Raw genomic sequence first — 23,732 nt, 5'->3', positions numbered from 1 at the left:
AAGCTTAGTCCGGATGTCATTTTTAACCGGACTAATGCCTAGATTTGACTTTACAGGTACTACGGGTTTACATGGATATCGCATTACTACAGGAACAGGTTGCCGTCTACCGGAGTGAAGAAGCATACAAGCAGTTGTTCCTTCACTTCTACAAAGGCCTCGTGCGCTTTGCCGATACCTACGTCCGGCAGGGCGAAGTGGCGGAAGAACTAGTGTCCGACGCCATCCTGAAGGTATGGACCATGAAAGAGGACCTGATGAACATCCACAACCTGAAAGTGTATCTTTTTAAAGCCGTTAAAAATGCCGCGATCAACTACCTGGTGAAAAGCAGGAATTACATCACCTGCGACATCGACAATATCGCGCCGGCTTCGTTTGTTTCCTATCTTACGCCGGAAGACATCTGCATCAGCCGCGAGCTGAAGAACGACTTCGCCAATGCCATTGCCCAGCTGCCCCCCAAATGCCAGATGGCTTACAAGCTGGTGCGCGAGGAAAAATTCAGCTATAAAGAAGTGGCCGTCATCATGGAGATCTCCGAAAATACAGTGGACCGCCACCTGAATATCGCCATGCGCCGCCTGGCGGATGTATTTAAAACCTACCGCAGCAGTTCCGCTGAAAAATTCTAAAAAAAACCGGAAAAAGGATTGGGGAGTTTGCCCCGGAATCTTGTCTTATTAGCAATTACCCTTTGTTAAATGCAGGAGGACCGATTTTATCATTTAATGAGCCGGATTTTATCCGGCAGCGCCAGCGAATCTGAAGCAACGGAGCTGCAACAGCTGATCGCGGAAGACGAGGGGCTGCGCCTGCTGTATTGGCAGATGGTACCGGGAACAGCGGAAAAGGAGGAGGAAGAACAGTCAGATGCCCTTCAGGCCTACGCTACCCACTATACCAAAATGCAGATCGCCGGGCTGATGGAAGAGGAGGAAATACCCGCTCCGGCACCCCGGAGGTTTCGTAAAGCGCTGGCTGTGATGGCTTTCCTGCTAGTGCTGACCTGCATGGGAGGCTGGTGGTACTGGTCCGCCCTGTCCGCTCAAAAACGCGAAGCCGCGGCCCAGGAAGTGAAAACGCCGAAGGGATCACAGTCTTATTTCACCCTGGCGGACGGCACGGAAGTGTGGATGAATTCCAACAGCAAGATTAGCTACGGCGAGGATTTCAACCGTTCCTCCCGGACGGTGCGGCTCACCGGAGAGGCTTATTTTAAAGTGGCGAAGGATGAGGATATGCCTTTTATCATCGAGGCGGGCGGGCTGAACGTGAAAGTGCTTGGCACCGTATTCAATATAAGATCTTACCCGGATGAGCAGAACACGGAAACCACGCTGGTAAGCGGTTCCGTGGCCATTACGCTCGCGGACCAGCCTGGCAACACGATCCAGCTGAAGCCAGGCGAAAAACTGGCCGTGCGCAACCGCATCAGCCCGGTATACCAGGCGCCGCACAACCCGGACAGCCTGGAGGCCCAACAGATACCGATCCTGACGCTTAGCAAAATGCGTAAGGACCCGCTGGACGGCACCCTGCTGGACGCCGGATGGAAAGAAGGCAAGCTGATCTTTGACGGGGACAACTTCGGGAAAGTGGCTTCCAAATTAGAAAAATGGTACGATGTTACCGTGGTCGTGGAAAACGACGCCTTATTTAACGCCAGCTTTACCGGCGTTTTTGAAAAAAGATCACTGGCAGATGTATTGAACGCGCTACAGGCTACAGGAAAGATCACATACAACCAGGACAATGATACGGTGTATGTTCGCTGATATTAATTTTCGCTAACAATGTTCACAAAAATCTCGCGTCAAAATCTTTCACGTTAATGTATTGAATATGGTATAAAAACAATCACAATCAACTGAAATCAAAAAGAGAAGGAGAATGCTTGCGACATTCTCCGTTCTCAGGCAATGTAAGGCTTCTCCGGTTCATCAGAGAAGGTGGAAGCCTATTTTTCAAAACCTAACATCAAAAGTATGAAAAAAATCAGATTGGGTCCGGGTACGCGCCCCGGTCGTCCTGTCGCGCCAATTATCAAGCTATTGTTCATGATGAAATTGACCGCCATTATCGTTTGTATGTGCTCCATACAATCCTTTGCGCTATCCGGCTATGCGCAGGAAAAGGTGACGCTGAACATGAAACAGGCTTCGCTCCGGAAAGTATTAAAAGCCATCGAGAAGCAGATCCCCGTTCATTTTGTGTACAACGACGAAATGCTGCAGGACCTTGCGCCGGTAGACATCGAAGTGAAAGACAAAACCTGGACGGAAACGCTGCGGCAGGTACTAAAAGACACCAAACTGGATTATAAAACGATCGCCGGAAACCTCGTGGTGATCGCCCCCGCCGGGGACAAGCCCAATGCGGTGCGGGCTGTTGTGGCCCACGGCAAGGTGACCGACAACCAGCAGCAACCCCTTATTGGTGTGAGTGTTTGGGAAAGAGGCACCTCCAACGGCACTATCACCAAAGAAGACGGTTCATTTTCCCTCACCGTAAAAAGCGACACGGCTACGTTGATGTTTAAATTCGTGGGATATGTAGCTATAGAAAAGCGTGTTACTTCCGCGGCTATGAACATCGTGCTGGAAGAAGGGAATACCGCGCTGAACGAAGTGGTGGTGGTTGGTTACGGTACCCAGAAAGCCGCGAACCTCACCGGCGCCGTATCCACCGTAAACGCCAAAACCCTCGAAAGCCGCCCCCTGGTGAACCTGGCGCAAGGCCTGCAAGGCACCATGCCCGGCCTGCGCGTGAATATGAGCAACGGCGCTCCCGGCCAGGGCGCTTCCTTTAACATCAGGGGCGACAACCCGCTGGGTACCACCGGGGCCGCTTCTCCGCTCGTATTGGTGGACGGTGTGGTGATGGATCCGAACCTGATCAACCCTGATGACGTGGAAAGCGTAACCATGCTGAAAGACGCCGCCTCCGCAGCCATCTACGGCGGCCGCGCGGCTTACGGCGTGTTGCTCATCACCACCAAAAGCGGGAAGTCCGGTAAGATCAACATCAGCTACTCCGGCAACTATACCATTTCACGCCCCACGCGATTGCCCGAATACCTGAACGGCTCGCAGTACATCAATATGTTCCGCGACGCTGCGCGCAGGGCAGGTGGTAACAGCTACAACTATACAGACCAGGACTCCATCCTGGCCACAAAATACGCCGCAGACCCAGCTAACAATTCAGACGTATACGTGGACCCGGACCGCCCCAACCGCTACCGCTACGTAGGCAACACGGACTGGATAGACGTGCTCTACCCCGGACGGCAGCCACAGCAGCAGCACAACATTTCTCTCTCCGGCGGCGAAGGTAAAACCACCTATGCCGCCAGCATGGGCATCCTCAGCCAGGACGGCCTGCTGAAAGAAGCCGATCAGCAATACAAACGTTATAATGCGAGCCTCCGCCTCACCAATAAAACCACGGACTGGCTGGACCTGAACTTCAAAGCCAGCCTGAACCGCACGACGCTGAACACGCCCAACGGCACGCAGTTCGTGAACGATGACATTGCAAACTGGTCTTTCATCCCTACGGACTTAACCCCCCTGATGCCCGTGTATCACCCGGATGGCAACTTCTCCGGGCAGGGCAATTACACTAACATGATCGCGGTAATGAAACAGAACGGCCGTTATCAATACGATATCAACGACGTCTGGCTCACCGGCGGATTTGTGCTGAAACCCTTAAAGAATGTACGCTGGGTAACGGATTATACCTGGAACGGGTATTTCAGGAACACCAGCCAGCACTATAAAGCATTCAACGAATACGGCGTGGACGGTGCGTTGCTGGGCACCTATCCCTGGACCACCCCCAGCCGCCTGTACCAGGCAAACGAAAGCGATTATTATTACGCGCTGAACTCTTACCTCCAGTACGAAAACACCTTCGGCGGCAAACATTACGTAAAAGCCATGATCGGTTACAACGAGGAGCTGAAGCAGAACAGGAGCTTCAACGTAACCGCCCGCAACCTGGTGGACCCGACCCTGCCAAGCCTCGTGCCGAACAACGACAAGAGCCCGCTCCTCGGCGCTGCACAGAATGAATGGGCGGTGAGCGGTTCATTCTTCCGGCTCAATTACATTTACGCGGATAAATACCTGCTGGAAGTGAACGGCCGCTACGACGGAACTTCCCGCTTCCAGAGAGGCAACCGTTACCTGTTTGCGCCGTCCGTATCAGCCGGCTGGCGTATTTCACAGGAACGATTCTTCGCCGGCATTTCCAAAGTGGTGAACGACCTGAAGCTCAGGGGCTCTTACGGCACACTCGGCAACCAGGCCACCGACCTGCCTTATCCTTACATCGCCACGATGCCGATCGGGCAGACAGGATATGTGTTTGACGATAATCTCACCAGCCCGTACGTAGGCGCTGCGGGCCTCGTATCGCCGGACTTTACCTGGGAAAAAGTAAGCACCATCGACGTGGGTGTGGACGCATCTTTCCTGAAGAACAGGCTGGGCCTCGTGTTTGATTATTATGTAAGGACGGTGAAAGACATTATCCAGTCCGGCGCCGCGCGCCCCGCCATCCTTGGTGCAACGCCGCCCACGGCCAACTCTGCGGACATCCGCACCAAAGGCTGGGAACTGAACCTGACCTGGAGGGATCAGATCGGCAGTGGCTTCAGCTACAACGTAGCGCTAAACCTATCAGATGCCACCACCGAGGTGACCCGCTACGAACTGAATCCCAAAGGGCTGATCAACACGTATTATGAAGGGCTTACCCTCGGCGATATCTGGGGTTACACCACCGCGGGTTTTTATCAATCTGCGGATGAAGTGGCCAAATCCGCTTCCCAGAAAAATCTCTATGGCGGTGCATGGCTGCCCGGGGACATCCGGTACACGGACCTGAACGGAGATGGCATCATTTCCGTGGGAGACAACAGCATCTACAATCCCGGCGACCAGCGCGTGATCGGCAACAGCACGCCGCGTTACCTTTTCGGCCTTAACCTGGGCGCGGATTACAAAGGCTTCGACGCTACCGTGTTCTTCCAGGGTACCGGCAAACGCGATTACATGCTCGGCGGTACTTATTTCTGGGGCTTTACCAGCGAATGGGACGTTCCCCTGAAATACCACCTGGACACCTGGACGCCCGAAAACAGGGACGCTTATTACCCCGTGAACAAAATCGCGGCATCGTATAACCAGCAAACGCAGACCAAATACCTGCAGAACGCTGCCTATGCACGCCTTAAACAAGCTACCATCGGTTATACGCTTCCGCAGTCCCTGCTTTCCAGGGCTAAGATCAACCGTGTGAGAGTATATGTCACCGGCCAGAACCTGTTTGAGATCACCGATCTGCACAAGGCCTTCGATCCCGAGCTGCTCGGTGTTCAGACGTACCCACTGAGCCGCAGCTGGTCATTTGGTCTACAGGTTGGTTTGTAATGCTGATTTAAAAATTGATATCATGACAAGGAAACACACTTTATATATATGCACGCTTTTCCTGCTGCTGACCGCCTGTAAAAGGGAAGACTTCCTGGACAGGTTCCCGCAGGACGCCATCAGCGAGCCCACGTTCTTCAAAAATGAGAATGACCTGAAACTGTATCTCAACCAGTTTTACGACGCATTACCTGTACAGCGCGGTAACAGCGAAGCGAACTCAGACAACTTCGCACAGAGCTCCCGCGACGTGTTCCTGGCAGGCGAATACGTAGTGCCAGCCACGGACAACAACTGGAACTACGCCGCCTGGGCGAATATCCGCAATGTGAATTATTTCCTGCAGCGCTACGACCGTGCGCAGATGGACGGTACCGTGAAGAACTATTACGTGGCCGAAGCGCGTTTTTTCCGCGCGATGTTCTACTGGGATAAAGTAAAACGGTACGGCGCAGTGCCCTGGCTGTCCCGGGACCTGACGGACACTTCCTCCGCTATCCTTTACGGTCCGCGCCAGCCGCACAAGCAGGTGATGGACTCCGTGCTGGCGGACCTCAACTATGCCGTGGCCAACGCGGCGGAAGGCAGCAACACCCAGTTCAGGGGCAGGATCACCAAAGACGTGGCCAATGCACTGAAAGCCAGGATATGCCTCTGGGAAGGCACTTTCCGGAAATACCAGGCAATGGGCGATGAAACACCTTACCTGCGCGCCGCCGCTGACGCCGCGGAAGCAGTGATGAACACCGGCCGGTATAGCATCTGGAAAACCGGCAACCCCACGAAGGATTATTACAACCTGTTCATCCAGGAAGAGCTGAGGGGCAATCCTGAAGCCATCCTCGCGCGCCGATACATTAAGGACATCAGCATGCACAACCTAACCCGCCAGATATCCGACATATGGCCCGCGCTCACTAAGGATTTCGTGCGGTCCTTCCTGGATAAGAACGGCGTGCCTACGGCACTGAGCCCCCTGTACCGGGGCGACGAAACGCTGGACAATGAGCTGATAGACCGCGATCCGCGGTTTACACAGATCATCGCGACACGCGGTTTTGTAGTGACCGCCAACCCGGGCGGCAACAACGATGTGGTGAGCCTGCCACGTATCCCCGGCGTGGTAACGGGTTACGCAGCTGCAAAGAACTATAGCCCGGATCCCGCACAGTGGAATGCGAACCAGTCCACCCTCGACCTCTTCATTTTCCGTTACGCCGAAACGCTGCTCATATTCGCCGAAGCGAAAGCCGAGCTGGGTGAAGGAAGCCAGGCCGTGATAGACAGGACCATCAACGAGATCCGTTCCCGCGTGAACATGGCGCCTATGGTGATTGCTGCGCTGGTGAGGGACCCGCAGTCCAAGTTCCCCGGCATTCCCGTACTGCTGGATGAGATCAGGAGGGAAAGGAGGATCGAACTGGTGGGAGACGGTTTCCGTTTCGACGATCTGTTGCGCTGGAAAGCCGGCACGCTCATCAACAACGCGGAAACGATCCTGGGCATGAAACTCACGCCCGCACTGCGCGCGCAATACCCTGCCAACCAGGTGAGCAACGTGATCGTGGACGGCAACTTCTATATCCGCGTTTACAATAATATTACTTCCCGTACCTGGAACGACAAGCTGTACCTGTACCCGTTGCCTACCAACGAACTGACGCTGAACCCTGCGCTGCTGCCGCAGAATCCGAACTGGTAAGGGCAACGTTTTATTATCCTTAAAAATGGAAAGATGAAAAAAATACTTCTCTATACGTTGTTAGCCGGCATCGGCGCCGCAGGCTGCAAAAAAGAAAGCGCGTTCTCAGAAAACGACGGCGATGTACGCATCTACATGTCGCAGGCCATCAATGGCGCTTTTACGGACATTACCGTAAACCGCAGGGCGCCGCTGCAGTCGGATACGGCTTACGCCTTCGATCTCAACGCGTTTTTCGCGGGCTCGGGTTTCGCCAGCGCACCCCGGGACATCAATGTGAGCTTTGACGTGGATTATTCCAAATGGGATTCCATCAATACCTCCCGCACGAACGCAGGGCTGCCCGCTTTCGAGCGCATCCCTGACAATATCTTCGAATTCGCCAAAGGCGGTACAGTGATCAAAAAAGGAAACGTGATCAGCGACAATATTGCATTCACCATCAATGCCAAACTGATCGAAGAAGGGCACAACTATATGATCCCGGTAAGGCTGACGTCAGCCGAAGATTTTACGGTCACATCCGGGCAAGCCATTACCTACTTCGTGGTGAAAGTGACGCCGCCTGTATATCCCGAGATCAACCGCAGTGCCTGGACCATATTTGATGTGGATTCTGAAGAAGCGAGCGGCGAAGGCCCGAACAACGGCCGTGCTATCTTTGCGCTGGACGGCCTGCTGAATACCTTCTGGCATACCCAGTGGGATGGGGGAGAGCCGCCGCTGCCTCATCATATCGCCGTCGATATGCATGCTACCAACACGCTTTCCGGCCTCTACCTTACCGCCCGCCAGAATGCGCCCAACGGTGCTCCTAAAACGGCGACGGTGGAAGTAAGCGCGGACGGCACTACCTGGCAGAACGCCGGTACATACCAGCTTCAGGCTATCAATCCCCGTCAGCCCGTATTTTTTACCCAGCAGTTCTCCGGGAGATACTTTAAGGTAACAGTAACGGCTACACACGGCAACACCAACATTACTTTTTTCGCAGAGATCAGCGCATTCTGATCCGGAGGCTACAAGTTCAAAAAAACACCGGTCCGAAAGGGCCGGTGTTTTTTGCATAAGGGAATGCTCCAAAGAAAATGGACAAACCAGCAGTATTTTTTGATTTGTTCATTTGTTGGTACCCACTATCGGATCAAACCCGAACCAGTTATAAGTAATCAATAAGTTAAAAAATATCTGAAGCTGTTTTCGGGGGGAGCATTGCTTCATAGCAACTGAAGTATCTGTGTTCAACAGATCATCAACAACCTATTCTCTCCAGGTTTTTCCCTGGGTGCACGGTGGATACAGGGAGGAACCTGACTTCCAGGATGATCAACCGCCAATCTACATAGGTGGCCAAGGCCTAAGCTCATTGGACGTGCATGAGGTGTAGCCTGATAGTGCAGATCAAAGAAATGGTCACTCAGGAATGATTCGAAACCTTCATCTGCCCCATGATATAGTTTTTTGAGTTCATCACGTATTTCCGGAATAAGTACTTTCTTTTTGCCTTGTGAGTTTGGCAATATTTCACTGGACGCTCCATAGTAAGTGCATAAAAAGGTATCGACTGGTACAGGAGAGCGATCTACATGAAAAGAATAAACATCGGTTGGAAAAAAAGGGTAGCTATCATCCCGGTCATAGCAGTTGATCACATTAAGGATCGGCGATGCGCCATGAGCTTCCAATACCTTCAGGTCATTTAAAAGAATTTCACGGGCAAGTTGCCCTTGTTCACTCAACTGAAGTTCATGGAGTTCTTCCTGTTCAATTGTCGTTATATTTCCGCTTAGCGCTACCTTTTTAACAATCTCAGAAAAATCACCTATTAGTTTACGAGTCCAGCAAATCGCATTAACTTCTCCATTAAATGGCGTAGAAACAAGGTCACGAAAATTCGTGACACAGTGGATTTGATGCTCGGCATGAGATGAATCTACCATAATAGACAAAGAAGTGAATAGCAGCTGGTCAAGCCAGTACGATCCTGATTGAAAAACTTGATGAAGATAACAACAAAAAGCTAACAGATACCGTCCGGCCCCAATCAATGCACAACAGGATTACCTAATGTTTTACCCAGGTAAGAGCTGTTTCTTTTTTGCGCCTATCTCTAGACCTGCTGACAAGGAAGATTCTTTGCCTGATATAACTGAGCGCGCAGCTATTACTTTTTGTGTGAGTGTAAATTTGATTCTTTTATCCATAAAAATGCCCCCAAAAGTGTCTAACTTTTTGGGGGCAATTCTTTTGGCAACCTTTATAGTAATGATAATATGTTAGAAGTTAATATTGGTGGGTGAGTCTCCCCATGTTCTGTCAACTTTAATATTAAACTGGCTTTGCGGTGAATCTGGAGCATCAGGATATAATTTACCTGTGATGGTTGTTTTGTTGTTGTTTTCTACTTTGGCACTGAGATTTTTACTTTTGAAAGTGTGGCTAACCCTGTCTAAGTATTCAATGGTAATTGTGAGGTAACTCACGGTCAGAATAAATTCGCTGAATTGCGTAGTACTTCTGGCGGTAATAGGCATCGGTGTTGTTCTGTAGCCCATAGGCATGATACGGTATTCATCAAACGAAGCATATTCATAGGAGCAGGTTACGCGGATGCTGTCGGAGGGTTGGGCATCGGTTATATTCAGCTCCAGTAATCCCACGCGCCTGGCCAGAACGAGCGATATAGTATCAGGGGTTTCTGCTGTAACGACGAGCGTAGTGCCTTTATAGAAGATTTCCGGGAAGGCGCCCACCGGGTGTTCCGGGATTGGCTGCGGTGCAGCTGACACATATACATAATAATCACCGGGCAGCAGGGAGTCCCGGAAAGTGCCAAAATCAGGAGAATCGGAGGTTTGATGTCCGGACTTTATCACCGTACCGTTGCCTACATAATAGTACAAATCAGTTAGCCCATCCAGGGAGGCGTCCTTATTTGTGGCAGAGGAGGCAGCGGCTTTTCGCCCGTTTTTCCCATCGATAGGTGTGACTTCCGTCAAGAAGTTGCTTACATTAAACTCAACCGCGACCTTTTCCGTTGATGATGGTGGTGGTGCGGTGTCATTTTCTTTCTTACAGGCAAAAAGAAGCACAATCATGCTACATACAACAGACAATCTTATTGTCATAGGTATAATATTTACGGTTTAAAAATGGATTAGATACAAAGTTATAATTTTATATTAGAGATGGAGAAATATGATTGAATCATGATAAACGTTGTGAGCCGGGCGCGACTGGGTCATGACAGTGATTTTTTTCTTTCCTGTGATATTGATTCGTAAAGGCTTGTCGCTGCTGACTGGTCTTCCACGATGTATTATAGCTGAAAGCTTCCAGGAAAGAGGCGGCAAATTATTGGTTCGATTTCTTCCGAAAAACTCGTTTTTGACGGAAGCCATTATCGAACCGCCCGATTGAATGAAGCAGTTAAGCTAATATACGCTCTGGACACGGGGGGGTGGGGACAAAATAAAAATGGACAAACCAGAAGAATTTCCGATTTGTCCACTCAGGTGCCCAGAACTGGATTCGAACCAGCACATCCTTGCGGACGCTGCGACCTGAACACAGTGCGTCTACCAATTTCGCCATCTGGGCATCTTTTTCCGTGTTAGGGATTGCAAAAGTACGTACTTTCTGATTATTTCCAAATTCCGGGTATAATTTTTTTCGGGTTGCCCGGAAAAACAGCCGTAAAAACAAAAGCCGCGCATAGCACGGCTATTTGTCTGCATAAAAATGTATTTACACCGCGATGTTGAACTCACGAAGCGTGTCGTTCAGGCTCGTTTTCAGGTCTGTGCTGGCTTTACGCTGACCGATGATCAGCGCGCAGGACACCTGGTATTCGCCCGCGGGGAATTTTTTTGCATAAGTACCGGGTATCACCACGCTGCGCGCTGGTACACGGCCTTTGTATTCTACCGGCTCAGGGCCGCTTACATCAATGATCTTGGTGGATTGGGTGAGCACCACGTTGGCGCCCAGCACCGCTTCTTTTTCCACATGTACGCCTTCCACTACAATGCAACGTGAGCCTACAAACACACCGTCTTCAATGATCACCGGGCTGGCCTGCAGGGGCTCCAGTACGCCGCCGATGCCCACGCCGCCGCTCAGGTGCACGTGTTTGCCGATCTGCGCGCAGGAACCTACGGTTGCCCAGGTATCCACCATCGTGCCTTCGTCCACATATGCACCGATATTTACATAAGAAGGCATCAGGATAGCGCCTTTGGCGATAAATGCACCATAACGGGCCACCGCATGGGGCACTACGCGTACACCCAGCTCCTTATAGTTGGTTTTGAGCTTCATCTTGTCATGGAACTCAAAGGGAGGCAGTTCCATCGTCTCCATCGGCTGTATCGAGAAATACATCAGGATCGCCTGTTTTACCCATTCGTTTACCTTCCATCCGTTCTCACCGGGTTCCGCCACACGGAGCTTTCCTTTATCCACTGCTTCTATCACTGCTCTCACGGCATCGGAATACTGTGTTTGCTGTAACAGGCTGCGGTCATTCCACGCAGCCAGTATTTGTTGCTGTACGTCCATTGTCTTAGAATTAATTTCCGCAAAAATAATATAATACCGCACAGTTGTTCATCCTTATTCTCTTCTTTCTGCCTGGCCCAGCAATACGGCTGCCAGGTGCCGGGAAATGGAATAACCGCAAAGCTTGTCCAGCCAGAAGAATTCGCCGGCCGCGTTCAGTTCCAGGAAATAATATTTCCCCTCCGGCGTCAGTATCAGGTCTATGGCGCCATAATTGAGTCCAAACAGGTCCATTATCTTCAAAATACCGCTGCTGATGTTTTCCGGCAGGGTATAAGGCTTCCAGTCCTCCACCAGTGCGGCTCCTTCCTTCCGCCAGTCCGTCTGGGCTTCGGGCAGCTGCTGGCTGTCTATGGAAAAGGTGAATAGCTCCCTTCCCACGACCGTCACGCGCAGCTCCAGGGCTTTGGGCAGTTTTTCCTGGAAGGTCATGGGGCAGTAGGCCAGCTGTTGCAGTTGTTCCAGGTGACTGTCGTTTATTTCACTGGTAAACACCACATGTTCACGCCCTTCGCGGTAAATGGCGAAAGCGCTCTGCATTTTTGCGACGATGGGCTTACCGGTGGCTTCCATAAAGGCTTTCAGTTTTTCGGGGGAATTGGTGATGCAGGTGGCGGGTATCTCCAGCCCGCAATCCGCGGCTATCCGCAGCTGTTCTTCCTTACTGTCCAGCCGGCGGTATACGCTGTAACGTTCCAGCTGAAAGCAGGGCAGGCCTTCCAGCATACCGAACAGGGTGCGCCGCACCTCACCTATGGAAGAGGAGAGAAATTCTTTGTCCAGCACCTTTTCAAGGCCTTTCCCGATGTTGTAGCTCCTGCGGTACCATACGGCCGATATATCATCCAGGGAATGGCTGCCATGCTCATCTTCAAGCCATAGCTGCCAGCGGCCGGCGGAATATTGGGTGGTAAGCTGCGCGCCCACGGGATACCGGTCCACATCGAACCGGATGCTTTCCCCGCCCAGGGCTTTGATATGTTGCATCACGGAAGTAACGGACTCATTGTCCGCCGTATGGGTGATGATCAGGATTTTATTCATGATTCGCTGGTAATGCGGTTAACGAGTTTTTCCGCTATGGTAGCGGCGATGGGGAAACCAAGGTATTTTTCAAGCATGCCCCATTCGCCCTGTGGGTTCACTTCGAGGAATACGTATTCGCCATCAGGCTGCAGGATCATGTCGATGGCGCCGAATTGCAGGCCCAGCAGGCGCATCATCTCGTCTATTTTTTCTTCAATGTGGGTGGGCAGCTCAAACGCTTCCCATTGTATAAGCGTGGTGTTGCCGGCGCGCCAGTCCGTAAGCTCGGGCGCATGCAGGCTGCCAGTATAGAAGTCGCCATCGATGTACACGATGCGAAGCTCGCGGTCTTTTGGAATGTATTCCTGCAATATCATGGGGCAGGCGGAGAGGGATTCCAGCATGGGCACGTCTTCTTTACGGAGGCGCGTGGTGGGGAAAAAGTCGCCGCGGCCGTCCATGGTCTTGGAAAGGGCGCCATGTAGTTTTACCACTACTTCGCCCTGGTGGTCATCATAAAACCGGATGGCATCTTCCGCATGGTTGCTGAAAAGGGTTTGCGGTACGTGAAGGCCCGTGGCCTGCGCGGCAGAGAGCTGCAGCAGTTTGTTGCCGCCCACGGCATGATCCAGGTCCAGCCGGTTGATCCAGGGCACGTCCAGCGCGTCGAGGAATATGTTGAGAGAGGTCTGGTATTCTTTCAGGAATGCGGGAACATAAGCGGGATCCAGCGAGGGCGGCACCTGGAGGGCCCAGAGCTTTCGGTACCATACGCCCTGTATGTCCCGTGCGTCTATCACCTGGTTGCCGCATTGCAGCTGGTATTGAGGCCCCTCGGGCGTGAGGCGGTAACGGAGTCGGAAGCGGGTGCCGAATTCATCTGAATTAAAACGGAAAGCGGAGTATCCTAACTGTTGCAGGCGTTGTTGTACAAGGTCTATCGTGTAGGTGTCCTGCGAATGCGTGATGCAAAGAATCATGAAGCTGGCAAATAAAAACAAGCAACGGCCGGAGCCATTGCTTGCAATGATGAATGAATGCGGGTGGACTTTATAACAGCCACCATTCCTCATCCCCGTCAGAGGGATATTTATGCGTCTGATCGGGAACATCGGACAGCTTGCTGGTCCAGTTATTTTCAGTTGCCTGGTGTTGTTTTGGAAGCGCGTTTTTTTGCTGGGATTCCAGGAATTGTGCAAAAAACGGCTTTAATACCTGTTCATTGGGCTTCATACCTGTTCGTGTTTAAATGGTTTAAATGGAAGAAATATGGTTACACCTCATCACCATCCGAAGGATACTTGGTGGTATGCTCCACATGATCGAATATCTTCAGGGTGAAGATGGGAGGGTCTTTTTCTGAGGCCTTCTGCTGCTCGAGCAGTTGGGCAAAGAATGGCTTTTCTACAGGGTTTACTTCGGGTTGCATACAAGTATTAATTTTTTACGATTGATGAATGCAGAAGAAAATGTCCGTTGCTAAAGTTCCCGGGTCAATAAGCGGACAATTAAATTAGCATTTTTACAGGAAAGAAAAAAATCAAATTCAGTATTTTGCCCCCGAATCAAACTATTCGCTTTGAACATCGGTTTCGACGCCAAGCGGGCTTTTCAGAACCGCACAGGCCTGGGGAACTACAGCCGCACGCTCGTCAGGTCGCTCGCGGAGTACTATCCCCAGCATCATTATTTCCTTTTTGCCCCCAAATCCAAACCGCTGTTCAGGCCCTCCGGCGGGATGCAGACCATCCTGCCCCAAAGGCCCCATCACCGCTGGCTGAAGCCTGTATGGCGCAGCCGCTGGGTGGTGAATGACCTCCGGCAACACAAGATCGACGTGTATCACGGCCTCAGCGCGGAACTGCCCTTCGGTATCCACAAAAGCGGCGTAAAAAGCGTGGTGACCATGCACGACCTCATTTTTGAGCGTTATCCGAAACAATATAATCCCATTGATGTATACACCTACCGCCGCAAAGCCGTGTACGCCTGCCGCGAGGCCAGCCGCGTAATAGCCATCAGTGAGCAGACCAAAGCGGACCTCATTGAATTTTACCGTGTGCCGGAAGAGCGAATCAGTGTGTGTTACCAGGGCTGCGACCCCTCTTTTGAAAAACAACATACCGCTGAAGAGGTGAATGCCATAAAAAACCGCTACAACCTGCCGCAGCAGTACTTCCTGTACGTGGGTTCCGTAATCGAAAGGAAAAACCTGATGGGCATTTCGCAGGCGATGCGCTCCCTGAAAGGCAAGCTGGATATACCTTTGGTAGTACTCGGCGATGGCAGCGGGTATAAAAAGGAAATAAAGGAATATCTCCGCAAAGAAGGCCTGGAGCAGCAGGTGGTCTGGCTGAACGAAACGCATAAATTCGCCTTCGCGGACCTGCCGGCCCTTTACCAGGGGGCCGTGGCGCTGCTATATCCTTCCATGTTCGAAGGTTTTGGCATCCCCATCCTGGAAGCGCTCTGGAGCCGCACGCCTGTGATCACTTCAAATGGCTCCTGCTTCGCGGAAACAGGCGGGAACGCCGTGCTGTATGTGGATCCCTTCCGGCCGGCCGCCATTGCGGATGCGATGGAACAGGTAGCGGGAGACGAGGTATTGAGGGCGGACATGCGGCAGAAAGGCATCCTTCACGCGCAGCAGTTTACGCTGGATAAATGCGCGGCCGCGGTGATGGATGTATATAAAAACATTACAGCATGACGGAATTTGAAAACGATATCACCAAAAGTCTTGCCGTACTGCGCCAGAGCGGCATTATCCTCTACCCGACAGATACCATCTGGGGCCTGGGTTGCGACGCCACGGACGAAGAAGCCGTAAAACGCATCTACGCCCTCAAGCAACGCAGTGAAGCCAAAAGCCTCGTGATCCTCATGGCCGATACCAGGGACCTGGTGCGTTATCTCGCGCATCCCCCGCCGGATATCGAACTCACGCTCAAATCGTTCGACCGCCCCACCACGGTCATTTACGAAGGAGCACTGCACCTGGCGCCCAGCGTCATCAACCAGGATGGGTCCATCGCCATCCGCATTGTGCAGGACACGTTTTGCAGGCATTTGATCAAACGTCTCCGCAAACCGCTGGTGTCCACCTCCGCGAACCTGAGCGGAGCGCCATCGCCCGCTGTTTTCGGTGATGTGGAAGATGCCATCCGCCACGGCGTGGATTATACGGTGAAGTACCGCCAGCAGGATCATACGCCGGCAAGGCCCTCGCGTATTGTGCGCATCGGCAAAGATGGAGCACTGGAAATCATCCGTAATTGAGTACTTTTGCGCCCTAAACCAGTAGAAAGTATATGCAGATTCCCTGTACGGCACGGGAAAAGGAGTTATTCGGATGCGTGGCACAAGCGGCGCGCCAGATTGGCGTTCCCTGTTATCTCATTGGCGGTTTTGTGCGGGATAAACTGCTGAACCGCAACACAAAAGATATGGACATCGTTTGCGTGGGAGACGGTATCGCTCTCGCGCACGGGGTAGCTTCCCTGCTGGACCCTGCCATTAAAGTGAACTATTTCAAAACCTACGGCACAGCCCAGATCAAGTATAAAGACATTGAAATTGAATTCGTTGGCGCCAGGCGGGAAAGTTACAGTGAAAACAGCCGCAACCCCGAGGTAGCGCCCGGATCGCTGGAAGATGACCAGCTGCGCCGCGATTTTACCATCAACGCACTGGCAATCAGCCTCAACGAAGCGGATTACGGCCAACTGCTCGACCCCTTTAACGGCCGGCAGGACCTTGCTGATAAGATCATCCGCACCCCGCTGGACCCCGCGCGCACCTTCAGCGATGACCCACTGCGTATGATGCGCGGCATCCGCTTTGCCTCGCAGCTGCATTTTACGATCCACCCGGATACTTTCCAGGCTATCAAAGACAATGCGGAACGTATCAAGATCATTACCCAGGAAAGGATCACGGATGAATTCAACAAGATCATGCTTTCTTCCAAACCTTCCATCGGCCTCGATCTGCTGTACCAAACGGGGCTGCTGAAGATCATTTTCCCGCAGATGGTGGACCTGGTGGGCGTGGAAACGGTGGAAGGCAAAGGGCATAAAGACAATTTTTATCACACCCTCCAGGTGATCGACAATATTTCCCGCCATACCCGCGACCTATGGCTGCGATGGGCCGCGCTTATGCACGACATTGGCAAACCCGCCACAAAACGTTTCGAGGAAGGCCATGGCTGGACCTTTCACGGTCATGATGCGGTGGGCGGAAAAATGGTGCCGCGTATCTTTGCGCGCCTCAAACTGCCGCAGCATGAAAGTATGCGGCTGGTGAAAAAACTGGTGGAGCTGCATCTGCGCCCCATCAGCCTTACCAAGGAGAATATAACTGATTCGGCTATACGCCGCCTGCTGTTTGACGCCGGGGAGGACCTCGATTCGCTGATGATGCTCTGTGAAGCGGATATTACGTCCAAGAACAAGGCGAGGGTGAAACGGTATATGGAAAATTTCGAGCTGGTGCGCGAACGCCTGAAGGAAGTGGAGGAAAACGACCGCATCCGCAACTGGCAGCCGCCCATTACGGGAGAAATGATCATGGAAACGTTTAACCTGAAGCCGGGAAGGGTAGTGGGCGATCTCAAAAGCGCGATCCGCGAAGCCATTCTCGACGGGGAGATACCTAACTCCTTTGAAGCAGCCTATCAGTATATGTTGCGGAAAGCAAGAGAACTTGACTTGACCCCTGTTAAATAATTTGGTATTTTTGCCTTACGCTTAATGTAATTCATATGCCGGTATTGAAGTTTCGAGTTTACTGGGAAGAGGATGAGAGTGTCTATAGAGACATTGCGGTAAAGCCTAGCCAGAATTTTTTGCAGTTCCATCAAGCCATATTGACCGCATATGAGTTTGATTCCAAACATAAGGCTACCTTTTTCCGTAGCAATGACAACTGGCAACGGGGCCGTGAAATACTCCTTGAAAAAGATCCCCAGCCCCGCAAAGCGGAACCGCTGCTGATGTCTGAAACCCCTGTTGGCGCCATGGTAAAGGCTCCAAATCAGAAATTCATCTATCTCTACGACTACGCCAAAAACTGGACGTTCCTGGTGGAGCTGATCGGTGTTGCCAAAGATGAGAACACCAAACTCAGCTACCCCGCCTGCGTGCGTAAGGAAGGCCTTGCCCCCAGCCAGTATGGCACCAAAGGCCTTATCGGCGACAAACTCGTGGAAATGGAAGAGAAATACGACCTGAACCGCGAAGGCATGCCCGAAGACGGCTTTGGTGAAGAAGGAGAGGAGACGGACAGCGAAGATGACGGCCTGGAAGAAACCGGCGGCGAGGAAGAAAACGCATTCTAACCCCAGTCGTGGCTACATTCCGTGGATCTCAGGCCCCGGGCATACCATACAGGCAAACGGCCGGGGTTCCTTTATATTCCCAATCACCCTGATCATTTAGTCCTGGTCCCCGTTGGAATAAAACAAACGGCCCAGGCTCTTTTCATATGAAAAATACGGTTGTGGTACTCGCCGGGCCTACCGCGGTAGGGAAAACGGCTATGGCTATACGCCTGGCGGAACGGCTGGGAACGGAGATCATCTCTGCGGATTCCCGCCAGTGTTACCGCGAGCTTACCATAGGCACCGCAAAGCCTGATGCGGCTGAGCTACAGGCCGTCCCTCATTATTTTATCAACTCCCACTCCATTACAGAAGAAGTAAACGCTGCCATGTACGAGCAGCTTGCGCTGCGGTATGCGGACGAGATCTTCTCCCGTCAGCCCTTTGCCATTGTAACAGGTGGTACAGGCCTGTATATCCGCGCTTTCCTGGAAGGAATGGACCAGATACCGCCGGTGCCTGAAGAGATCCGGAACAGGCTGAGGGAAGAATACGGGCGGCAGGGGATCGCCTGGCTGCAGGAAACCCTGCAACAGAAAGACCCCGGGTTTTACGCCCTCGCGGAAATACATAACCCTCACCGGCTGCTGCGGGCCCTGGAAGTGTTTGAAGCCACCGGTCAGTCCATTACGGCATTCCGTTCGGGTACGCAGCAGCAGCGGGATTTTAATGTGATCAAAATAGGGCTGCAATTACCGAAAGAGTTGCTGCATGAAAACATCCATCACCGCGTGGACAGGATGATGGAAGCCGGTCTTGTGGATGAAGTGCGCAGCGTGGAAACGTTCCGCCGGCACAATGCGCTTCAGACCGTAGGCTACTCGGAAATATTCGATCATTTTGACGGTAAAATAACCCTTCCTGAAGCCATAGACGGCATTAAGACCCATACCCGCCAATACGCCAAACGCCAGCTCACCTGGTTCCGCCGCGATGCCGCCATCCAGTGGTTCGACGCGCGGGAAGGGGAGACCATTGAAAGCGCAGTACTCCGGCAGTTACACGCATAAAAAAAGGAAGGACGCAAGCCCCTCCTCCTTTTGTATCCGGAATTTATATTATTTAGAATTTAAAGCCCACCGTCATCACCACGTTACCGCCACTCAGGTCTGCTGATGCGGATGCAACCGGCATTCCGCTGAGGGTGTAAGGTACGTAGACGTCTTTCGTGGGAAGCGTATGAATATAAGTCAGGTCGGCAAAAAAGCCCCTGTTGCGGTAACCAACGCCGCCGCTCACCTTTTTGATGCTCGCGTCCACATCGGAGTATTCGGAGTTGTACGGGTTGCCCATGTAGTTGAAACCAGCTCTCACTGCAAATACGTTGAACTTCATCTCACCGCCCACGCGCAGGTTCACCGCGCCTTTGTAAGCATTATCGATCACGTTGTTCAGCCGGTCAGCAATCTGCTTATCTTCCGCTCCTCCTTTATTGTATTTGAATTTGGTGCCGCCGTAGTTGACGTATTCCACGTCCGCGGTAATAAAACCGTGTTGCTGTTTTACGTCCGCATTGGTACCGAAAATGTAGGATACACTGGCCATGGCCCTGGCAGGCGTGCGCATGCTATATTCGTATTCCACCGGGAAGCCATTCGTCAATGACTCTGAAGTCTTGAAACGTTCAGACACACCGTCTGCAGGCAGGTTTTCTGTATTTACCAGCAGGCTGGCTGTGGAAGCGTCGCGCATATTGAACCAGGTGGGGGTATGGTACGCGAGGCCTAAGCGGAGGCTCGGCATGGGGGCATAAATGATACCCAGCTTCGAGTTGAAGCCCACCGCATCCGTTGTCAGGTTCTCGGTGTGTTCGAAGAAGGAAAAGTCGTTGTCGTTATCGTTGGACAGATCATCTTCGGCGAAAGTCCTGGAACGTTCGTAGTGAATAGTTGGGAAGTTAACGGAGATCCCAATGTAGAACTGTTCATTGTAATTGCCGCCAAAACCAAGAGAGAACTCATCCAGCCCGCCTTTTTCCTTCACAACATCCTGTTGGTCGATGCCTCCGGGATTTGTGGGATTTACGACGGTGTAATAGTTCGTCGGGATGCCAGCCTGATCCCGGTCGCTGTTCAGCAGGAACCCCCAGTAACCGAGGCTGGCGCCAAGGGGATAGGAGTATTCCGCATCATCCAGGGACACAGGACTTCCGCCATTATTCAACGTTTCCACCCATTTGTCGGAATAGCTGGTAGTATGGTTTGTACCGGCGATATACGTTTTGTTATTAAAATTCGCCATCCTGTTATAATCCAGCGAAAACGCGAAGTTTTTCCAGGGAGAGTTCGGGTTGCGGCGGGTGGGTATCCCGAAAACGATGCCGATGTTGTTCAGTATGGCGCCGCTTTTGTCTGCATCCGTGGCGCTTCCCAGGTAATTATAGCTGTTGCTGCGGAAATAAAAACCGGGCGAAACGTTCACTTCACTCGTTTTGAAAAAGCCAAGCCCTGCCGGGTTCACGTGGGTGGCGGAAATATCACCCCCCAGGGAACCTGCTGCGCCGCCAATAGCCTGTGTACGGGCCGTTCCTCCTGTGGTCAGGCGGCTGTATCGTAAGGCATCCCCTTCATCCTGCGCCATGACATGGCTGGATACACCTATGGCTATCAAAAGAAATGTGATCCTTTTATTCATCTTAAAAAGTCTGGTGAGAAAATATTGCGAATGCAAATATAAGATTAATCAGTCACGTATTATGAATTGAATAATACGTGACTGATAAGAATATGGCATTACCTGCCGCCTCTGGGACGGAAAGTTCTGGATGGTGTGCTGGATGGAGAGCTGCTGGGAGCGCTTCTCTGCGGTTCTGGTGCTCTGTAAACGGGCTCTGAGCGTTGGGGAGTGCTGTTGTTACTCCTGTCGTAGTTACGCTCGTAAGTTCTGCTGGAACGTTCGGGCTGCGGCCTGCTGTTGCTGGGCTGCGTTACCGGGCGTTCGGTAGTGGAACGCTGGAATACCCTTCTCGGAGAAGAACTGTTGTTGCCGTTGCTCGGGCGCCCGGTGTTGTAGTTTCCGCTGGGCACTTCGGTACCATTGCCATTGAAGCTCCTGCGGGGAACTGAACGGCCCTGGGTATTCGGTCTGGGTGAAGTGTAGCTGTCGCGGGAATTGAACACACGTGAGTTGGAAGAACCACGGGGGCCGTAGGAATTGGAAGGACGGGTATAATAACCGCCGCCGCCATGATATCCTCCGCCGTACCAGCCGCCGCCGGGATAATAACCGCCGGGGTAGCCTCCGTACCAGCCTCCGCCGCCCCAACCGCCGCCATACCAGCCATGGCCGCCGTACCATCCGCCGTAAGACGGACCGTAGAAGCCATTGTAACGCCAGGGGTTATAACCCCAGCCCAGGCCGATTGTCAGGGAAGGACCGCCCCAGTAAGAGCCGTACCACGGAGAGCCGAAGCCGCCGTAATAACCACCCATACCCATGTACGGGCTGCCGTAGAAGCTGTCAAAATAATAACCGTCCCAGTAGCTGCCGTTATAGCCCCTGCTGAAGCGGTCAATGCGGCGCGCGTAATCATAACGCTCGTCCTCATCGTCCTCATAAGTTACATAGGTGTTGCCGTCGTCATCATACGTTTCTTCGACATTGGATGCGGATTGCGTATTTCTGGCCGTGTTGCTGGCGTACACTGTTTGCTGTCTAACCGGTGAGTGGTAAACATCATCCGGCGTCTGTGCGGTCTGATATGCGGTAGAACAGCTGCTGAACACAAGCAGGGCGGCTACTGCACTATATATCATAGGTTTCATCTGATGATATTTGATTAACAATGTAAATTTACTCAATTTAAACGAAATTTATCGTTAAAGGGTTACACCACAAAGCGTTTTATTATCTTCGCACACCCGGTTGAGAGGGTTTGCTGTTTTCAACGTAGGTTTGTGTCGTTTCCGTATAATAATAGAACAAATATTACGCCAATATATTGCCCTGGAAGCCCCGTAAATACAGGCTTTCTGGTGAATGGCAACTGTAACGGATGAACGGAGAAGCCGCCCTGCTAAACGATTGTTTTGCAGGTACTTGAAAAAATCAACTTCCCCGGAAAACGGAAAAAGAAAAAGTCTAATATGAGTAAAGAGATTACTAGCCGGTCACAGGATTATGCGCAATGGTACAATGACCTTGTTCTGAAAGGCGGTTTGGCCGACTATTCCGCCGTAAAAGGCTGCATGGTGATCAAACCCTACGGTTTTGCCCTCTGGGAAAATATGCGCGACGTACTGGATGCCAAATTCAAAGAAACAGGTCACCAGAACGCGTATTTCCCCCTTTTTATCCCTAAAAGTTTCCTCAGCAAAGAAGCCGCCCACGTGGAAGGTTTTGCCAAGGAATGCGCCGTGGTAACCCACTACCGCCTCAAAAACGATCCCGACGGCGGCGGTGTGATTGTAGACCCGGACGCCAAACTGACAGAAGAACTGATCGTTCGCCCCACTTCGGAAACGATCATCTGGAATACTTACAAGGACTGGATCCAGTCTTACCGCGACCTGCCCCTGCTCATCAACCAATGGGCAAACGTAGTGCGCTGGGAGATGCGCACCCGCCTGTTCCTCCGCACCGCCGAATTCCTCTGGCAGGAAGGGCATACCGCTCACGCCACCGCCGAAGAAGCCATTGCGGAAACCAGGCAGATGCTGGACGTATACGCGGATTTCGCCGAAAACTATATGGCAGTGCCCGTTATCAAAGGCGTTAAATCCCCTTCCGAACGTTTTGCAGGAGCGGTAGACACTTATTGCATCGAAGCGCTGATGCAGGACGGTAAAGCCCTCCAGGCCGGCACTTCCCACTTCCTGGGCCAGAACTTCGCCAAAGCGTTCGATGTTCAGTTCTCTAACAAAGAAAACAAACTTGAATACGTATGGGCCACCTCCTGGGGCGTATCCACCCGCCTCGTGGGCGCGCTCGTAATGGCGCACAGCGACGACGAAGGGCTCATCCTGCCCCCCCGCATCGCTCCCCTGCAGGTAGTGATCGTGCCTATCTATAAAGGCAATGATCAGAAAGCGCTCATAGACGAAAAAGTACAAACGATCGTTAAAGAGCTCAAGGCAGCCGGCATCCGCGTGAAATACGACGATTCGGACAACAACCGCCCCGGTTTCAAATTTGCGGAGTACGAACTGAAAGGCGTACCCGTACGGCTGGCCATCGGCGCGCGCGACCTGGAAAACAACGTGGCGGAAGTAGCCCGCAGGGATACCAAAACCAAATCCAGCGTATCGCTGGATGGCATTGCACAACACATCCTGAACCTCCTGGGAGAGATCCAGCAGGGAATGTTTGACAAGGCAAAAGCATACAGGGAAGAACACATAACGCCTGCCAATACCTGGGATGAATTTGAGAAACTGCTGGACGAAAAGGGCGGCTTTATATCCGCTCACTGGGACGGTACAGCCGAAACAGAAGCAGCCATCAAGGAACGTACAAAGGCTACGATCCGCTGTATCCCCCTGGACAACCCGCAGGAAGCAGGCAGCTGCATCCTGACCGGCAAACCTTCCAGGGAAAGGGTATTGTTTGCAAGAGCGTATTAATCAAGCATATTTAAGCCATCAGCTGTTGATGCAAGCCATCCGTTACATAGTATTTC

General features: G+C 52.1%; 20 protein-coding genes and 1 tRNA gene. 11 read left to right on the top strand and 10 right to left on the bottom strand.

Annotated elements, in window-relative coordinates; genetic code table 11:
* Nucleotides 1-71 precede the first annotated feature (71 nt).
* From EG028_RS16870 to EG028_RS16850, 5 genes are all read left to right on the top strand, one after another.
* The gene (locus EG028_RS16870; RefSeq protein ID WP_120517871.1) at nucleotides 72-635 is read left to right on the top strand and encodes an RNA polymerase sigma-70 factor; all 564 of its coding nucleotides are present in this window, start codon (nucleotides 72-74) and stop codon (nucleotides 633-635) included.
* 96 nt (nucleotides 636-731) lie between these two features.
* On the top strand, nucleotides 732-1,778 hold the full coding sequence (locus tag EG028_RS16865) for a FecR family protein (protein WP_162946565.1): 1,047 nt from the start codon (nucleotides 732-734) through the stop codon (nucleotides 1,776-1,778).
* Nucleotides 1,779-2,060: 282 nt separating this feature from the next.
* Entirely contained in the window at nucleotides 2,061-5,444 is a 3,384-nt protein-coding gene (locus EG028_RS16860) for a SusC/RagA family TonB-linked outer membrane protein (protein ID WP_162946566.1), read from the top strand.
* Between the two features lie 22 nt (nucleotides 5,445-5,466).
* Entirely contained in the window at nucleotides 5,467-7,146 is a 1,680-nt protein-coding gene (locus EG028_RS16855) for a RagB/SusD family nutrient uptake outer membrane protein (RefSeq protein ID WP_120517874.1), read from the top strand.
* A 33-nt stretch (nucleotides 7,147-7,179) separates the two neighbouring features.
* Nucleotides 7,180-8,157, top strand: a complete 978-nt coding sequence (locus EG028_RS16850) for a discoidin domain-containing protein (protein ID WP_120517875.1) — start codon at nucleotides 7,180-7,182, stop codon at nucleotides 8,155-8,157.
* A gap of 230 nt (nucleotides 8,158-8,387) precedes the next feature.
* On the opposite strand, the gene EG028_RS16845 is transcribed toward EG028_RS16850, so the two are convergent.
* The 8 genes from EG028_RS16845 to EG028_RS27570 all read right to left on the bottom strand — a co-directional run bounded on the left by EG028_RS16845 (nucleotide 8,388) and on the right by EG028_RS27570 (nucleotide 14,161).
* Complete coding sequence (locus EG028_RS16845; RefSeq protein ID WP_120517876.1) at nucleotides 8,388-9,086, bottom strand: DUF1826 domain-containing protein; 699 nt, start codon at nucleotides 9,084-9,086, stop codon at nucleotides 8,388-8,390.
* Between the two features lie 336 nt (nucleotides 9,087-9,422).
* Complete coding sequence (locus EG028_RS16840; RefSeq protein WP_123864695.1) at nucleotides 9,423-10,274, bottom strand: hypothetical protein; 852 nt, start codon at nucleotides 10,272-10,274, stop codon at nucleotides 9,423-9,425.
* A gap of 388 nt (nucleotides 10,275-10,662) precedes the next feature.
* Nucleotides 10,663-10,746: transfer RNA gene (locus tag EG028_RS16835), tRNA-Leu, on the bottom strand.
* 147 nt (nucleotides 10,747-10,893) lie between these two features.
* A complete protein-coding gene (locus EG028_RS16830) occupies nucleotides 10,894-11,706 on the bottom strand; it encodes a 2,3,4,5-tetrahydropyridine-2,6-dicarboxylate N-succinyltransferase (RefSeq protein ID WP_120517878.1) in 813 nt (270 codons plus the stop codon).
* Between the two features lie 54 nt (nucleotides 11,707-11,760).
* Nucleotides 11,761-12,750 (bottom strand): MvdC/MvdD family ATP grasp protein, encoded by a 990-nt coding sequence (locus EG028_RS16825; protein WP_120517879.1) that lies wholly within the window; start codon nucleotides 12,748-12,750, stop codon nucleotides 11,761-11,763.
* Nucleotides 12,747-13,712: an MvdC/MvdD family ATP grasp protein gene (locus EG028_RS16820; RefSeq protein WP_162946567.1), complete on the bottom strand. Its 966-nt coding sequence runs from the start codon at nucleotides 13,710-13,712 to the stop codon at nucleotides 12,747-12,749. The genes EG028_RS16825 and EG028_RS16820 overlap by 4 nt, the downstream gene beginning before the upstream one ends.
* A 70-nt stretch (nucleotides 13,713-13,782) precedes the next feature.
* Complete coding sequence (locus tag EG028_RS16815; RefSeq protein ID WP_120517881.1) at nucleotides 13,783-13,965, bottom strand: microviridin/marinostatin family tricyclic proteinase inhibitor; 183 nt, start codon at nucleotides 13,963-13,965, stop codon at nucleotides 13,783-13,785.
* Nucleotides 13,966-14,005: 40 nt separating this feature from the next.
* Complete coding sequence (locus EG028_RS27570) at nucleotides 14,006-14,161, bottom strand: microviridin/marinostatin family tricyclic proteinase inhibitor (RefSeq protein WP_148086766.1); 156 nt, start codon at nucleotides 14,159-14,161, stop codon at nucleotides 14,006-14,008.
* A gap of 150 nt (nucleotides 14,162-14,311) precedes the next feature.
* Here EG028_RS27570 and EG028_RS16810 point away from each other — a divergent pair, with 150 nt between their 5' ends.
* The 5 genes from EG028_RS16810 to miaA all read left to right on the top strand — a co-directional run bounded on the left by EG028_RS16810 (nucleotide 14,312) and on the right by miaA (nucleotide 19,125).
* A complete protein-coding gene (locus EG028_RS16810) occupies nucleotides 14,312-15,442 on the top strand; it encodes a glycosyltransferase family 4 protein (RefSeq protein WP_120517882.1) in 1,131 nt (376 codons plus the stop codon).
* Nucleotides 15,439-16,011, top strand: a complete 573-nt coding sequence (locus tag EG028_RS16805; protein WP_120517883.1) for an L-threonylcarbamoyladenylate synthase — start codon at nucleotides 15,439-15,441, stop codon at nucleotides 16,009-16,011. The genes EG028_RS16810 and EG028_RS16805 overlap by 4 nt, the downstream gene beginning before the upstream one ends.
* Nucleotides 16,012-16,043: 32 nt before the next feature.
* Nucleotides 16,044-17,462: a CCA tRNA nucleotidyltransferase gene (locus tag EG028_RS16800; protein ID WP_120517884.1), complete on the top strand. Its 1,419-nt coding sequence runs from the start codon at nucleotides 16,044-16,046 to the stop codon at nucleotides 17,460-17,462.
* 35 nt (nucleotides 17,463-17,497) lie between these two features.
* On the top strand, nucleotides 17,498-18,073 hold the full coding sequence (locus tag EG028_RS16795) for an IS1096 element passenger TnpR family protein (protein ID WP_120517885.1): 576 nt from the start codon (nucleotides 17,498-17,500) through the stop codon (nucleotides 18,071-18,073).
* A gap of 146 nt (nucleotides 18,074-18,219) precedes the next feature.
* Nucleotides 18,220-19,125 carry a tRNA (adenosine(37)-N6)-dimethylallyltransferase MiaA gene (gene miaA, locus EG028_RS16790; RefSeq protein ID WP_120517886.1) on the top strand — a complete coding sequence of 302 codons (906 nt, stop codon included), beginning with the start codon at nucleotides 18,220-18,222 and terminating at the stop codon, nucleotides 19,123-19,125.
* Between the two features lie 52 nt (nucleotides 19,126-19,177).
* Here miaA and EG028_RS16785 read toward each other — a convergent pair whose 3' ends face one another.
* Nucleotides 19,178-20,749 carry an OmpP1/FadL family transporter gene (locus EG028_RS16785; RefSeq protein ID WP_120517887.1) on the bottom strand — a complete coding sequence of 524 codons (1,572 nt, stop codon included), beginning with the start codon at nucleotides 20,747-20,749 and terminating at the stop codon, nucleotides 19,178-19,180.
* 98 nt (nucleotides 20,750-20,847) lie between these two features.
* Nucleotides 20,848-21,879, bottom strand: a complete 1,032-nt coding sequence (locus EG028_RS27740) for a hypothetical protein (RefSeq protein ID WP_162946568.1) — start codon at nucleotides 21,877-21,879, stop codon at nucleotides 20,848-20,850.
* 321 nt (nucleotides 21,880-22,200) lie between these two features.
* Here EG028_RS27740 and proS point away from each other — a divergent pair, with 321 nt between their 5' ends.
* Nucleotides 22,201-23,676 (top strand): proline--tRNA ligase, encoded by a 1,476-nt coding sequence (proS, locus tag EG028_RS16780; protein ID WP_120517919.1) that lies wholly within the window; start codon nucleotides 22,201-22,203, stop codon nucleotides 23,674-23,676.
* Nucleotides 23,677-23,732 lie beyond the last annotated feature (56 nt).

It is taken from the genome of Chitinophaga barathri (genome assembly GCF_003807585.1).
In the GTDB taxonomy this organism is placed as follows: Bacteria; Bacteroidota; Bacteroidia; order Chitinophagales; family Chitinophagaceae; genus Chitinophaga; species Chitinophaga barathri.
The sequence above is the reverse complement of the archived record's forward strand: the minus strand, read 5'-3'. Positions and strand labels throughout refer to the sequence as shown.